This is a genomic window from Tahibacter soli, assembly GCF_025717065.2.
In the GTDB taxonomy this organism is placed as follows: Bacteria; Pseudomonadota; Gammaproteobacteria; order Xanthomonadales; family Rhodanobacteraceae; genus Tahibacter; species Tahibacter soli.
Genome location: NZ_JAOVZO020000020.1, coordinates 577,556 through 590,500 on the forward strand (window position 1 = coordinate 577,556; position 12,945 = coordinate 590,500).

The 12,945-nt window shown below is 66.1% G+C and carries 17 protein-coding genes; 9 read left to right on the forward strand and 8 right to left on the reverse strand.

Features of this window, described 5'->3' with window-relative positions:
* Positions 1-131: 131 nt before the first annotated feature.
* Positions 132-890: an AraC family transcriptional regulator gene (locus OD750_RS23520; RefSeq protein ID WP_263540696.1), complete on the forward strand. Its 759-nt coding sequence runs from the start codon at positions 132-134 to the stop codon at positions 888-890.
* Between the two features lie 147 nt (positions 891-1,037).
* Here the strand turns inward: OD750_RS23520 and OD750_RS23525 are convergent, their stop codons facing one another.
* The gene (locus OD750_RS23525) at positions 1,038-2,747 is read right to left on the reverse strand and encodes a flavin monoamine oxidase family protein (protein WP_263540697.1); all 1,710 of its coding nucleotides are present in this window, start codon (positions 2,745-2,747) and stop codon (positions 1,038-1,040) included.
* A gap of 256 nt (positions 2,748-3,003) precedes the next feature.
* On the opposite strand from OD750_RS23525, the gene modB reads away from it, so the two are divergent.
* Positions 3,004-3,690, forward strand: a complete 687-nt coding sequence (gene modB / locus OD750_RS23530) for a molybdate ABC transporter permease subunit (protein ID WP_263540698.1) — start codon at positions 3,004-3,006, stop codon at positions 3,688-3,690.
* A complete protein-coding gene (locus OD750_RS23535) occupies positions 3,683-4,366 on the forward strand; it encodes an ATP-binding cassette domain-containing protein (protein WP_263540699.1) in 684 nt (227 codons plus the stop codon). The genes modB and OD750_RS23535 overlap by 8 nt, the downstream gene beginning before the upstream one ends.
* A gap of 57 nt (positions 4,367-4,423) precedes the next feature.
* On the opposite strand, the gene OD750_RS23540 is transcribed toward OD750_RS23535, so the two are convergent.
* On the reverse strand, positions 4,424-4,825 hold the full coding sequence (locus OD750_RS23540) for a DUF4357 domain-containing protein (protein WP_263540700.1): 402 nt from the start codon (positions 4,823-4,825) through the stop codon (positions 4,424-4,426).
* 317 nt (positions 4,826-5,142) lie between these two features.
* On the opposite strand from OD750_RS23540, the gene OD750_RS23545 reads away from it, so the two are divergent.
* Positions 5,143-6,114 (forward strand): sulfurtransferase, encoded by a 972-nt coding sequence (locus OD750_RS23545; RefSeq protein ID WP_263540701.1) that lies wholly within the window; start codon positions 5,143-5,145, stop codon positions 6,112-6,114.
* A 478-nt stretch (positions 6,115-6,592) separates the two neighbouring features.
* Here OD750_RS23545 and OD750_RS23550 read toward each other — a convergent pair whose 3' ends face one another.
* The gene (locus OD750_RS23550) at positions 6,593-6,748 is read right to left on the reverse strand and encodes a hypothetical protein (protein WP_263540702.1); all 156 of its coding nucleotides are present in this window, start codon (positions 6,746-6,748) and stop codon (positions 6,593-6,595) included.
* Between the two features lie 9 nt (positions 6,749-6,757).
* Here OD750_RS23550 and OD750_RS23555 point away from each other — a divergent pair, with 9 nt between their 5' ends.
* The 4 genes from OD750_RS23555 to OD750_RS23570 all read left to right on the forward strand — a co-directional run bounded on the left by OD750_RS23555 (position 6,758) and on the right by OD750_RS23570 (position 9,354).
* Positions 6,758-7,072, forward strand: coding sequence for a hypothetical protein (locus OD750_RS23555; protein WP_263540703.1), 315 nt, complete (start codon positions 6,758-6,760; stop codon positions 7,070-7,072).
* A gap of 268 nt (positions 7,073-7,340) precedes the next feature.
* Positions 7,341-8,192: a BON domain-containing protein gene (locus tag OD750_RS23560; RefSeq protein WP_263540704.1), complete on the forward strand. Its 852-nt coding sequence runs from the start codon at positions 7,341-7,343 to the stop codon at positions 8,190-8,192.
* Positions 8,193-8,331: 139 nt separating this feature from the next.
* Positions 8,332-8,556, forward strand: a complete 225-nt coding sequence (locus OD750_RS23565; protein ID WP_263540705.1) for a DUF3309 domain-containing protein — start codon at positions 8,332-8,334, stop codon at positions 8,554-8,556.
* Between the two features lie 162 nt (positions 8,557-8,718).
* Positions 8,719-9,354 carry a Crp/Fnr family transcriptional regulator gene (locus tag OD750_RS23570; RefSeq protein ID WP_263540706.1) on the forward strand — a complete coding sequence of 212 codons (636 nt, stop codon included), beginning with the start codon at positions 8,719-8,721 and terminating at the stop codon, positions 9,352-9,354.
* Between the two features lie 174 nt (positions 9,355-9,528).
* On the opposite strand, the gene OD750_RS23575 is transcribed toward OD750_RS23570, so the two are convergent.
* Genes OD750_RS23575 through OD750_RS23590 form a run of 4 tightly spaced genes read right to left on the reverse strand, consistent with a single transcriptional unit; the run spans position 9,529 to position 11,520 of the window.
* Positions 9,529-10,005 (reverse strand): DUF3606 domain-containing protein, encoded by a 477-nt coding sequence (locus OD750_RS23575; protein WP_272842131.1) that lies wholly within the window; start codon positions 10,003-10,005, stop codon positions 9,529-9,531.
* Between the two features lie 4 nt (positions 10,006-10,009).
* The gene (locus OD750_RS23580) at positions 10,010-10,801 is read right to left on the reverse strand and encodes an alpha/beta fold hydrolase (protein WP_263540708.1); all 792 of its coding nucleotides are present in this window, start codon (positions 10,799-10,801) and stop codon (positions 10,010-10,012) included.
* A 52-nt stretch (positions 10,802-10,853) separates the two neighbouring features.
* On the reverse strand, positions 10,854-11,156 hold the full coding sequence (locus OD750_RS23585; protein WP_263540709.1) for a helix-turn-helix domain-containing protein: 303 nt from the start codon (positions 11,154-11,156) through the stop codon (positions 10,854-10,856).
* A complete protein-coding gene (locus OD750_RS23590) occupies positions 11,128-11,520 on the reverse strand; it encodes a type II toxin-antitoxin system RelE/ParE family toxin (RefSeq protein WP_263540710.1) in 393 nt (130 codons plus the stop codon). The genes OD750_RS23585 and OD750_RS23590 overlap by 29 nt, the downstream gene beginning before the upstream one ends.
* Before the next feature lie 191 nt (positions 11,521-11,711).
* On the opposite strand from OD750_RS23590, the gene OD750_RS23595 reads away from it, so the two are divergent.
* On the forward strand, positions 11,712-12,233 hold the full coding sequence (locus OD750_RS23595) for a hypothetical protein (protein ID WP_263540711.1): 522 nt from the start codon (positions 11,712-11,714) through the stop codon (positions 12,231-12,233).
* Positions 12,234-12,256: 23 nt separating this feature from the next.
* Here the strand turns inward: OD750_RS23595 and OD750_RS23600 are convergent, their stop codons facing one another.
* Positions 12,257-12,889: a TetR/AcrR family transcriptional regulator gene (locus tag OD750_RS23600; RefSeq protein WP_263540712.1), complete on the reverse strand. Its 633-nt coding sequence runs from the start codon at positions 12,887-12,889 to the stop codon at positions 12,257-12,259.
* Positions 12,890-12,945: the final 56 nt, after the last annotated feature.

Here is a 12,945-nt window from a genome sequence, read left to right on the forward strand (position 1 = left end):
CACGGCGAAACAATCCGCACAAAGCGCAGGATGCGCTGGCGGCAGCGGCGCGCGGCGCGCGCAAGGGTGGGCCCAATGAGATCGATCGATATTTATCGTCGCCCTGCAATCCGTCTTCGCGGACGGTCGGCATGAACGGCGAACTCGCGCGCTGGCGCGAAGCGTTCGTGGCGCGCGTCGCCACGCCCTGGTACGTCGAGGCGCTGTTCGACCGGCTGCCCGACATCGTGTTCTCGATCAAGGACCGTCAGGGCCGCTACGTCTCGATGAGCGAAGCGGCGGTCGTGCGCTGCGGACTCAAGCGCAAGCAGGACGCGATCGGCAAGACCGCGTTCGAACTGTTCCCGCGGCCGATGGCCGAGCGCTACGCCAAGCAGGACGAGCGGCTGTTCCGCACGTCCAAGCCGATCGTCGACAACCTCGACCTGACGGTCTATCGCGACGGCAGCGCCGGCTGGTGCCTGTCGACGAAGGAGCCGCTGTACGACGCGCAGGGCCGCGTGATCGGCCTTGCGTGCATCTCGAAGGATCTGATCGAACCGAGCCGCGCGGGCCTCATCGACGCGGGCTTCGCCGACACGGTCGACTACATGCTCGAGCACTACGACCAGCCGCTGCGCATGGAAGACCTCGCGCAGCGCGCGGGACTGTCGCAGGCGCAGTTCGAGCGGCGCATGAAGAAAATTTTCCACCTTTCCGCCGGACAGTACCTGATCAAGACGCGCATCGATCACGCGGCAAGGCTGCTCGCGGCCACCGAGATGGCGATCGCCGAAGTCGCGCAGCACGCGGGCTTTTCGGACCAGAGCGCGCTGTCGCGGCAGTTCCGCCAGGTGACCGGCTTCGCGCCGCGGCAGTATCGGCAGATGATGCGGCCGGAGATGGCCTGACTCCCTCTCCCCAAGCTTGCTTGGGGGAGAGGGCCGGGGTGAGGGGGCGGCGCCGCGTATTTCGTCGAGGCCGAAGCGATACCAAGCGTCGCCCCCTCACCCAACCCTCTCCCCCAAAAGCATTTGGGGGAGAGGGCTTCAACCCGATCAGCCCGCGCCCGTAACCGACGCCGAATCCGGCGCCACGACTTCCTCGACGCCTTCGACCGCGCGCACCTTTACGCGACCCGTGACGACGTCGACGACGTGATACGCCGACAGCACCGCGCCTTCCATCCAGCCCGGCAGATACGACACCTGGTCGCCCGCGACGATGAAACGCTTGTCGGGCTTGAGCAGCAGCTTGTACGCCTCGGCCTGGTCGCGATTGGCGCGATCCCACTCGGCCCAGCCGCCGCCGATGAACGGCACTTCCTGCCACGCGATCGACAGGCCCTTGTCCTTCGGCACGAACTGCTTGAACTCCGGATGCAGCAGCGTGCCGCCTTCAAGACCGATGTCGAGCCGCTTCGACAGATCTTCGTTGCCGAATTTCGTCGCGACCGGATTGTCCTTCGCATCGTAGTTGTACGCGCCGGTGAGAATGGCCGGACCGGGCGCGAAATAGTCGGCCGACGGATACCACATCTGCGTGATCGGATGATCGATCCAGCTGATGCCGCCGAAGATCTGCGGGCCGTTCGTGTTGTTCGGGCCGCGCAGCGCTTCCCAGAACCGCGACTTCGCCTGCCAGCCCACCTTGCACGTCTTGGCGAACTCCACCGCGCCGACGGCCTTGACGTAGGCCGGGCTGAACGTTCCGGCGTCGATCAGCGTCTTGAGGATCGGCAGCGGAATCGTCGAGATGCAGTAGTCCGCCGTGATCGGCGCGCCGCTCGCGAACGTCACGGTCACGCCCTGGTCGCTGTTGACGATGCGCCTCGCCTCGATCCTCGTTCTGACGATGCCGCCGAGTTTCGCGTGCAGCGCATCGACGATCTTGCGCATGCCGCCGACCGGATGAAACAGCGTCGTCTGCCAGAGATAGTCTTCGGCCTGATAGAAGCGGTGCTTCCAGAAGGTCGACTTCAGCAGCTGGTCGAGCGCGAGCTTCGGCATCACCTTGCCGGGGCTTTCGACGCCCGGATCTTCGATGTACCCGCTGCGCGACGAGCCGTTGTAGACGTAGCCGCTGTCCTTGCTCACGTTGCCGAACGTCTCGAGGAGGCTCAGGAGCGCGGTGCGATCGGCTTCGCTCAGCGTGTCGTCGAGACAGTGCTTGTTGACGGCCTTGGCGAGCAGTTCCGCGATGTAGCCGCGCGTGTCGTTCGCGAGCTGGCGGTTCTTGACGTATTTGCCGCCGAACGCGTCCTTCGTCTGGAAGTGATTCGCGCGCGTTTCCATGATGTACGGCTGCAGCGGCACCTTGAGTTCGTGGCACAGCTCAAGGAGCGCGATGTGGTGATACGGAATGCGGCCGCAGCCGGCCTCGAAATACTGCGTATCGGGGCTGCCGTCGAACTTGCATTCCTGGTCGGCGCGACCCTTCTGGCGAATGACGTTGCGCGAGTCGACCTTCGCCGTGCTGACCGTGAAGTTGCGACCGCCGACGCGATCGCTCGCTTCGCACACGACGACCGAATAGCCGGCTTCCCGAAGCCGCAGCGCGGCGGTGAGGCCCGCGACGCCGGCGCCGAGCACGACCACCGTCTTGCCCTTGCCGGGATTGCCCGACGTGTCGGGCGGCCCGGCGAACGCGTCGGGCACCGCGAGCATGCCCAGCACGACCATCGTCTCATACACCGCCGCGGCCCCGCCCGCGGCACCGACCATTTCCAGAAACTGCCGGCGTGTGACTGGCTTGCTTTCCTCGTTCATGGCCCGACTCCCCTGTGCGCGATCCCGGTCCGGGATCGATAGACGCGAGCATAACTCACAAAAGAAATAGTGCACGAATTGCAAAGCGGAGAACGGGGCGAACGCCTATCGTGCCGGGCGCCGGACTTCTCCCTCCGCCGCACCGCGGACGTGCGAGGCACCGGACTTCTCGCTCTCCCCCGCAGGCCCGCGGGGGAGAGGGAGTCGCCTTCGGTTACACTTCGGGCGTTATTCCCGACCGGCTATCGCGCTCCGCATGCTCACCCCCGCCGAATGGCAAGCCTTGGCGCTCAGCCTGCGCATCGCGCTGATCAGCGTCGCCGTGGCCCTGCCCTTCGCGCTGGCGCTGGGCTATGCGATGTCGCGCGCGCGGTTTCCGGGCAAGTCGCTCGTCGAGGCGTTCCTGAACCTGCCGCTGATCCTGCCGCCCGTCGTCACCGGCTACGCGCTGCTCGTGACGTTCGGCGCGCGCGGCACCGCCGGGCGCTGGCTCGCCGAATTCGGCATCGTGTTCTCGTTCCGCTGGACCGGTGCGGCGCTCGCCGCCGCCGTGATGAGCTTTCCGCTGCTCGTGATCTCGGTGCGCGCCGGCTTCGACGCGGTCGACCGGCGCCTCGAAGCCGCCGCGGAATCGCTCGGCGCGGGCGCCTGGCGGCGCTTCGCCACGGTCACGCTGCCGCTGTCGCTGCGCAGCGTTCTGGCCGGGTGCGTGCTCGCGTTCGCGCGCGCGTTCGGCGAATTCGGCGCGACCATCAGCTTCGTCGGCAGCATCCCCGGCGAAACGCGCACGCTGTCGATCGCGATCTGGGAGCTGCTCAACCAGCCCGGCGGCGAAGCCGGTCTCGGCCGGCTCGTCTGGGCCGCGTTTGGCGTCGCCGTGGCGGCGTCGCTCGCCGCCGCGCTGCTGCGGCCTCGCAACGGCGCCGGAGAACGCGATGCTTGATCTTGCGATCGCCTGGCGCACGCGCGACTTCGATCTCGACGTGACGATCGCGTCGACCGCGCGGCATCTGGCGCTGTTCGGCCCGTCGGGCAGCGGCAAGACCAGTTGCCTGCTCGCCATCGCCGGCCTGCGCCGCCCCGACCGCGGACGCATCGCGCTCGACGGCCGCGTGCTGTTCGACACCGCCGCCGGCATCGACGTGCCGGCCGCCGAACGCGGGCTCGGCGTCGTCTTCCAGGACGGCCGCCTTTTTCCACATCTGCGCGTCCGCGACAATCTCGCCTACGGCCGCCGCGCCCGCACCGGCAGCGACGCCATCGACGTCGACACCGCGGTGCAGCTGCTCGGGCTCGCCGACCTGCTCGGTCGCTGGCCGGCGTCGCTGTCCGGCGGCGAAGCGCGTCGCGTCGCGATCGGCCGCGCGCTGCTCGCCCGACCGCGCGCGCTCCTGCTCGACGAACCGCTGGTCGGCCTGCACCGCGAGGCGCGTGCGCAGGTGCTCGCGTACCTCACGCGCCTCAACGCCGAGCTTGCGATTCCGACGCTGCTCGTGAGCCATCAGCCCGAGGAAGTGATCGCGCTCGCGCAGGAAGTGGTGCTGCTCGATGACGGCGCAGCACGCGATCTGGTGACCCGCGAACAATTCGCGAGACGCATGCCGCCGGCACATGCGTAGCGGCTCGGCTATTCCGGGAATGCGGACTGCCGTCCTGCGGCGGTCAACAAGCTGCCGCTAGGATTCCTGATCGCCGCTCACCGGCGTATCGGCAGGCAATCCTTTCTGCCAATCGGCATAGGTTTGCGCGGTACCTTTGAGTTGCCACGAGAGTCGCCCGTTGTCGGGCCGCCCCAGTACGACGGCCGACGCCGCGCTCGGACTACCCATCGGGGCGTTATGCGCGAATTCGAAGTTTCCGGCACTGTCCGGCCGGAGCACGCCCGATTCGATCAGCGCTTGTCGAAGATTCCGATAGCTGTGGTCCTCGCCGATCCAAACCGGCCTCGCCTTTGAGCCCTTGAGCACGACGAACTGCCGACCGATCTCCCGCGCCGTTGCCTGCAGGCTGTGCTTGGCGCTCACGAGTTCGAAGATAGGCGCATTTTCAGCAGCCTGCTGTTCGGCCAGCAACTCCATCGCGACTCTTTCGCGGCAAGCGTGTGGGTCATACAAGGCGGCTTCCTGTGGCATGGCTTCGCGGCTTCGACACGGCGCGGCCCCAGCGGATTGTTTGCTTATTTCGGATAGTTAAGGAAGCAACGTCTATATGTCCAGCGACCTTTTTTGGCAACGCAGCACACGACAGGCATAAAGCGGGCGCGGGCGCGCCCCGGTCGAGGAATTCGCGGCCTTGCGCCAACCGGGCGGCGCATCGGCGATACGATTCGCCGCATCGTCGGCGACAGGGCGCACGGCGTGGCTATAGTGAACCGCCGACCTTCACGAGCCACGTCATGCGCCGTCTCGCCTTCGTCCTCCTCGTCTTCGTCCTGCCCGCGCACGGCCGCGAACCGGCCATCGTCGACGCGCGGCAGGCGCACGCGCTGTTCGATCGCGGCGCCGTCTTCGTCGACGTGCGCAAGGCCAACGCCTACGACGCCGGGCACGTGCCGCGCGCGCGATCGCTCGTTGCCGGCTACGCCGCGTTCACCGATCGCGCGACCGACAACCTGCTCGCGCCGGCCGCCGCAGCCGAAACGATCTCGGCGCTCGGCGTCGCGCTCGACGGCGCGCCGCTCGTCGTCTACGGCGCGCGCGGATCGTCGACGCCGTACTACGTCGCGTTCGCGCTGGCGTACTACGGCGCGCGCGACGTCGCCGTGTTCGCCGACGGCATCGAGGCGTGGAACGCCGCGGCGCTGCCGGTGTCGACCGAAGTCGCCACGCCCGAGCGCACCGCCGTGAAGATTCGCGACGTGCGCGACGAGATGCTGATCGACCTGCGGCAGCTGCAGGCGCGCCGTCGCAAGCACGACGTGCAGCTCGTCGATGCGCGTTCGCCGGCGGAATTCCGCGGCGAGTCGCGCGGCGGCTGGCGCGGCGGACATCTGCCGGGCGCGGTGAACATCCCGTTCCAGTCGCTGCGCGAGACGGAACCCGACGCCGACGCGAAGACGGCGTCGCTCGCGCTGCGGCCGCGCGCCCAACTCGAGGCGCTGTTCGCGGGTCTCGACCCGCGCAAGGAAACGGTGGTCTACTGCCAGTCCGGCGGACGTTCGGCCGCGACGTACGTCGTGCTGCGCGACCTCGGCTTCCGCAACGTGCGCATGTACGACGGCAGCTGGCGCGAGTATTCGAACCGGCTCGACCTGCCGGCCGAAGACGTCACGTACTTCGACGCCGACGGCGCGGCCGACGAGATCGACAAGCTCAAGGCGCGTATCGAGGCGCTGGAAAAACGGCTCGACACCGCGCCGAAAAGCTAGCCGGTATACGGCCCTTTCACTTCGACCCACCCCAAACGCGGCTCCGGCGCTGCGGCGACCGGTGGATTCGCATGATTTGGAATCCGCCACGGAGCGCGCCCGTGTTTCCACTGGTCCGCAGTGACGCAACCCGGATGCTTGCGACCGATGTCCGTCGCTGAACGGTCAGTGGTCGTCGGCTTGCTGCTGATCCTCATGGCGCTCGCCGGCACGCTGCTGGGCCGCCTGCCGCTGAGCAGCGCGATGGTCTACCTCGTGCTCGGATGCCTGCTCGGTTCCCTGGGGTGCCAATGTCCCGCACCCCGACCCGACAACGAATGTGATCGTCCTGGAGCGGATCGCGGAAGTCGCTCATTCTTGCGTCGACCGATCCGGTACTCGCGACCGACATTCAGTCCGATCTCGGCGCGAAGTCCGATCGCCAGGGTTTCAGCCTGCTGATCGGCTGGTTCGGCATTCGCGGGATCGGTTCGATCTTCTACCTGCTGCTGGCCCCGCGGTACGGCGTCGCCAGCGACATCGCCGAGACGATCGTATCGCTGACGACGTGGACCGTGGCTGCGTCGATCGTCACGCACGGCCTGACGGCGCAGCCGTTGATGCGCCGGTACCACGCACGGCGCGAGCGCGACACGAACCGGTCGTGATCGTGCGTACGATCGATGTGCCGCGCGGTTGCTATGTGCGTCAGCGTACCGAGGAAGGTCCCGGGTACGTGTATGGTGCGGTTCTACACGGCGCGTTCCACGCGACCGCCTGGCGAGACGACAACGTCATGCTGCACAAGAGCCTGGTACTGCTGATCATCTCGCTCATCGCGACGATACTCGGCCTGAGCGATTTCGGTGCCGTCGTCGGCGGCGCGGCCAAGGCGCTTTTCGTCGTTACCCTCGTCTTCTTCTTTGCCTCGCTCAGCCTCGGCAGGCCGCGCGTCGCCAAGCCCAAGGTGCCGGCCTAGAAATTCCGTCGGCATCGCCGGCGGAACGGCCTGCGCCACACCCTCATTGCAACGACCGGGTGCCGCAACAGCACCGCATGTCCGTGCGTCCCGCGAACGAGCGGTGCACGCGTGCTCGCGGTGCGGTCGCGCCTCGCACGAAGAACGATTTCGACGGCATCGCCGGCGCGGAACGCCGCGTCAACTCCCTGGCTTTGCGTGCTACGGCATCGACGCGGCTTTCATCCGCGCAGCTTTGCCGCCTTCCCCCTCGATCATGGATATACAAATGAACAAGACTCTCCGCACCACGATACTCACTGGCGCCGTCGCATTGGCGCTCGGCAGTTTCAACATCGGCGCCGCGGCCGATCCGACCTCGCACGAGGCCAGGAGCGAGAAGTATTCCGACGCGCGTCGTGAAGCCCAGATCCAGACGGGTTTGAGCATGAACCCGCATCTTCGAAACTTCGATCTCGCCGTCGCCGTCGACGGCAACAAGGCCGTACTCAGCGGCAGCGTGGAAGACGGCATCGCCAAGGATCTGGCCGAGCAGATCGCCCAGGGCGCGGACGGCATCAAGCACGTCGACAACCGCATCGTCGTCGATGCCGACTACCGGCGTCCGGTGAACGGCACCGGCGAACGTTCCTTCGGCGAAAAAGCGAGCGATTCCACGATCTCCGCATCGGTGAAGTCCAGGCTCCTGTGGAATACGCATACCGACGGCCTCGACATCTTCGTCGACGTGGTCAACGGCAAGGTGACGCTGACAGGAACGGCAGGCACCGCCGCCGAGAAGGATCTGGCCGGGCGCGTCGCCGTGAGCACGCAGGGCGTCGTCGGCGTGATCAACAAGATCGCGCTCACCGGTCGGATGGACGCGGCGACGCGCGCCAAGGCGGCGAACGCGAGAGCCGAACAGCCGCTGTCGGACTCGTGGATCACTTCCAAGGTCAACATGTCGCTGATGTTCACGCGCGGCGTCGAGAGCTTTCACATCACCGTGACGACGCTCGACGGCGTGGTGTCGCTCAACGGCGTCGTCGACAGCACGGCCGAACGCGAACTCGCCGTCCGCGTCACCCAGGACGTGCGCGGGGTCAAGAAGGTGGAAGCCCGCGGTCTGACGGTCGGCTAGACCCGCGCGGATCCCTCGAGGCAGGTTGCCCGACAGCCGGCCTCGGCGCACCGGCTTGATTGTCCGCACAGTGTTCGTTACCGAACGGAGCGCGGTATCCGCTTGCGCTAACGTCATATCGAACATCGCACCATCCGCAATGCCGAACCTGCAAGGTTCGGCATTGCGCACGGAGCGAAAGCGCTTGAGCGAAAGGAGTATTGAAATTACATTGGGAACATTGTTACTGATCGTCGTGGTGGCGCTCCTGATCGGAGCGATCCCCAACTGGCCCCATAGCAAGAACTGGGGTTACGGACCCAGCACAGGTCTGAGCGTCGTGTTGCTGCTCGTGATCGTGCTGGTGGCGCTGGGTCGCGTGTAGCCGTCGGCAAGCGCCGACGCGAGCGAGCCGGCTTCGGGAAAATCGCGGCCGGCTCCCGCGGCTCGATTTCACCGCTCGCAGGAGGTCCAAGTGCCCGGCACCCGGTCTCCGACATCGACCAATCGTTTGCTGGACGGACTACCGGGAAGAGATCGACGCCGGATGCTGGCCTGCTGCGACGAGGTCGAGCTTTCGTCCGAACACGTTCTGCACACGGCCGGAGACCCGTTGCGTCACGTCTATTTCCCGATCGACGCGCTGATCTCGCTCGTGACGCCGCTGGAACACAGCTTCGGTCTGGAGGTGGCGCTGGTCGGCGATGAAGGCATGGTGGGCGTGTCGTCGCTGCTCGGCGTTTCCGAATCGCCTCTGCGCCATCTGGTTCAAGCCTCGGGCCGCGCCTTGCGCATTGACGCGCTGTCGTTGCAGCGCGAGCTGGATCGCGGCCCCGCGGTGCGACGCCGGCTCAATCGCTATCTGTACGTGAAGATGCACCAGATGGCGCAAGCGGCGGCCTGTGCGCGGTTCCATCGGGTGGAAGAGCGGCTGGCGCGCTGGCTGTTGACGACTCACGATCGCGCGCATTCCGACGACTTCTGCGCGACACATGTGTTTCTCGCCCATATGCTGGGGGCGCGTCGCGTCGGGATCACCAAGGCCGCGACGTCGCTGCAGCGGCGATCGGTCATTCACTACAGCCGCGGACACATCTGGATTCTCGACCGGTCCGCCCTGGAAGCCGGCTCCTGCGGCTGCTATGTCGCCGCCAAGACCTTGTATGAGCGCGCCCTGGGCTAGCCAGCCCATCGGGCTGCAGACGGCTTCGGCCTAATGTTAGAAATACGTCGCACAATTCCAATGCTGTCGCAACGCCCCCCGATCGCGCCTGGCTTCTGCGACCCGGCGTCAATTCCGCATGGGCGATGGCGCCCTCCGGCTTGCGAAGGAGCGCATTCGCATCGGCAACGGCGACTATTTCAGATGGGCGCTGACCGCGCGCGCCCAGGGACCGACAACACGCACCGCCTGTCGAAGTTCCGCCGGCGTTACGCCGAAATACGTCGACCAGTATTGCAGCTGATCTTCCCTCGTCACGTCGATACGCTTGCCCTGGAGCGTCTCGACTTCGGGCTTGTTGTTTTCACTCGACAGTTCGACGGCGCTCTTCGGCGGCTCGCCGCTGTCGTTCACATGATCCAACGGCGTGAGACCGGGCGCGTTCGCCGCCTCGTCGGGGGGCGCTTCCAATAGCTCTTCATCATGACGGACTCCTCGAATGCCGCAAGCTGCGTCGCTCCGATTCGCGGAGAAAGTCGCATGCCGGCGAGGAGACTGCTCCCGCGCGGCTCTCGCGTCTGTTCGCCAGCGCACCGATGGGCGCCGCGCGAAAACAACGGCAATGGCCGACGCGGCCGCGTTTGCGATCCGAGCCCAACAGGCGACGTTCAATCGGCTACGCGCCGGCAAGCCATTCCGCAACGGTTTCGAAAACGACGCCCGCCCGCTCGCGATGCGGCACGTGACCGCAGCCCTCGAGAACGACCGCTCGCGCCGGCCCCGCCGCGAGCGACGCGATGCGCCGCGGATGTTCGACCGAGCCGTACTCGTCGAGATCGCCGTGCAGCGCGAGTACGCGGCATCGCACGCGGCGCAGGTCGTCGTCGAGGTTCCACTGCGCGAAGTCGGGCGCGAGCCATGTGTCGATCCACGCGCTCAGCACCCACGGCGCCTTGTCGTCGTGATACTTGCGCAAGCGGTCGACCTGCCCTTCTCGCGCAAACGCCTGCTTCGCATCGAGAATGCCGCGCACCGTGCGGTCTTCGACGAACGCCTGCGCCGATTCGGTGATCAGCGCGTCGCACGCGTCGGCGAAGTGCGCGGCGCACGCGACGGCCATGCCGCCGCCGACGCTGTGGCCGAACAGCACGAAACGATCGAGCCGCAACGCGTCGCGCAGCGCCGCGAACGACGTGCGCGCCTCGTTGCGGACGAACCCGGCGTCGAGCGTGCCCGGATGCGGATCGGACTGACCGAAGCCGAGGCGGTCGTAGGCGACGACCGTACGACCGGTCGCGCGCGCGAGCTGCTCGGGAAAGTCGCGCCACAGCTCGACGCAGCCGAGCGAGTCGTGCAGCAGCACGATCGGGACGTCGGCGGTGTCATCAGCATCGGGATCGCGCCAGCGGCGCACGAAGAGCCGGCCGTCCGGCGCGGCGATACGCATGTCTTCGCAAAGCAGGTGCATCGGTATTCTCGAGCGGCGGGCAGACCGGCGACGGGAAAATATCGCGCCGGCGTCAGAGGATAGCCTGCAAGCCCTTGTCGGCGATGATGTTGAGCAGTTTGAGCGCCGGCCCCGTGGGGTGAGTTTCGCCCTGCTCCCACTTGCGCACCGTCGAAGCCGTGGTGTGCAGGTGCAGCGCGAACACCGGCTGGCTGAACTTCAAGGTTTCGCGCAGGCGCCGGATGTCGGCGGCGCTGAACGCCCGCACCGGCGGCGGGCAGATCGTGTCGAACTCGCGCATCGTCACCTTGCCGATCGCGCCGGCTTCGTGAAGCGCGGCCAGATCGTCACGCAAAGAATCGATAATCTTGCTCACAACACACCTCCAATAGCACGCCTGACTGCAGGGCTTTCGCCAAGGCATCTCCGGACAGTTCCAGGAACACCTTGCCGGCGAACTGCAGTGCCTTCGTTTCGTTCTGCGTGATGTCCGCCTGGTCGTTTTTTGCGAACCCGTGCAGGAACACGTAGCGGTTGCCGATTCGGGCCGACAGCAGCGTGCGATAGCCGCCGCTTTTTCCGCCGCCGGGTCTGGCGATCCGCATCTTGTAGAGAAACCCGCCGAGATCCGCGTCGATCAGGCCGCGCTCCATGTCCGTGACCGCTTTGCACAATGCGGCATCGGGCAATCGCTCGCCCGCCTGCCACCGTGCGAAGTCCTTTCGTTTGATGATGCGCATTGCTCTTTCTCCGAACCATACCCGAAACGGGCATACTTGCCAACAGGCAAAGAAACGCCTTGCCGGGCGGCACTCGACCGGACGGTCGGAACGGCGGCGCGGCGCGGGGCAGACGAGGTTTTCTTTGGCCGTTGATCGAGCGGAGACGCGTTCCCGTTTCGGGCGTCGGTCGGCGATCGAGCGCGGGCTGCGTGGTCGAATCTATCGACGACCCGAGCCCTGCGATATTGGATTTCGTCGCGATGTTTGCTGCGAAAATTCGGAGTGTTGCGTGGAACCCGGCGAGCAAGATGTCGCCTTCAATGCTGAGCTTTGGCTTCTCTCTTTGCCCGTCGTTCCAGCGCAAGCTCACTGCTATCCGGAATATTTTTGAAGGACAGCGGAAAACCGGCATCCTGTTTGATTTATCGGCCTGCACGACGGGGCGCGACTTGTCCTGCGATCCTCGCTGGGCCTCACGGCAACGACGAAAACCAAAACTCGACGAGATCCTGCGCGTCGCCCCCATCCCGACCTTCTCCCCCAACGCGGTTGGGGGAGAAGGAGCCGAGGATTCAAGCGTCGCGGCGCTTGAGCCCTCTCCTCCAAGCTTGCTTGGGGGAGAGGGTCGGGAGAGGGGGCGACGCCGAGGTCTTCGTTGTTCTTGCAGAAACATACACTCGCCGGCACTGCGAACATCTATTCCGAACAGCAGCGAGCGCAAGCTGGAGTGACGGCGGTGTCGATCGGCTTTTCGTCAACCCGTCCCGAGGCTATCGAGATACGCACAAAACATATCCGCCATGGCATCCGAGTAAGCCGCGATTTCGGCGGCCGTCCGCGGACTCTCCGAAAAACTTTTCCCCACCGACGCCAGCGTCGTCGTGATCAGATCGCCGACCAGTTCGCGCGTCGCTTCCGACGCCTCGGGCAGCACCTCTTCGAGAAACGCCACGAACGCCCGATCCGCCGACGATTTGGCCTCCTGCGCTTCGGGCGCGTCGCGGTACAGCGGCGCGGCGTCGTCGAGCGCCACGCGCATCTGCGCTTCGTCGCATTCGGACCGGACGAACGCGTGCACCAGCACGCGCAATCGTTCCAATGGTGGTTTTTCCACATCTTCAAGAATGTCGCTCAAGAGTTCCGACGTCTGGCGCCATTCATCGCTCTGCAGCCGGAACAGGATCGCCGCCTTGTTCGGAAAGTACTGGTACAGCGACCCCACGCTGACGCCGGCTTTCTCGGCCACGCGCGCCGTCGTGAAGCGTTGCGCGCCTTCCTTCGCCAGAACCTGAGCCGCGGCTTCGAGGATCACGGCCATCAGCTCGTTCGAGCGGGCCTGCTTCGGTTGTTTCCGTAGCGAAATCGCGGGTTTGCGGCGGTCGTTCATGAGCGTTCCCGAATGCGAATAGCGAATGTGACGAATTCGTCGCATTCTACGCCGGA